Origin of the sequence: Microvirga antarctica, from assembly GCF_017921815.1 — a bacterium.
Taxonomy (GTDB): domain Bacteria; phylum Pseudomonadota; class Alphaproteobacteria; order Rhizobiales; family Beijerinckiaceae; genus Microvirga; species Microvirga antarctica.
Window position 1 is genome coordinate 1 of record NZ_JAGEMM010000117.1, and the last position, 288, is coordinate 288.

1 protein-coding gene is annotated in these 288 nt (G+C 68.4%); it reads left to right on the forward strand.

The genetic code is table 11. The features are described 5' to 3' along the window. The coding region (locus J4G32_RS21095; RefSeq protein ID WP_210497655.1) for a sodium ion-translocating decarboxylase subunit beta at positions 1–288 on the forward strand (288 nt) is incomplete at both ends.

Consider the following 288-nt stretch of genomic DNA (forward strand, 5'->3'; position numbering starts at 1 on the left):
TCTGCTGGCGCATCACGACGCCGGGCAGCTGGCGGTGATTGCCGCGAAGCTTAACTGCGCGCCGGACGTGCACGCCATCAAGGAGGCGTTAGCGCTGGCGCTGCCGTCGGTGCAGGGACAGATGGAGAACCTGGCGGTGGACATGGGCTACACGCCGGGGGTGCTGGCGCTGTTCTATAAAGTGGCGATTGGCTCCGGCGTCGCGCCGCTGGTCATCTTCATGGGCGTCGGCGCGATGACCGACTTCGGCCCGCTGCTGGCCAACCCGCGCACCCTGCTGCTGGGGGC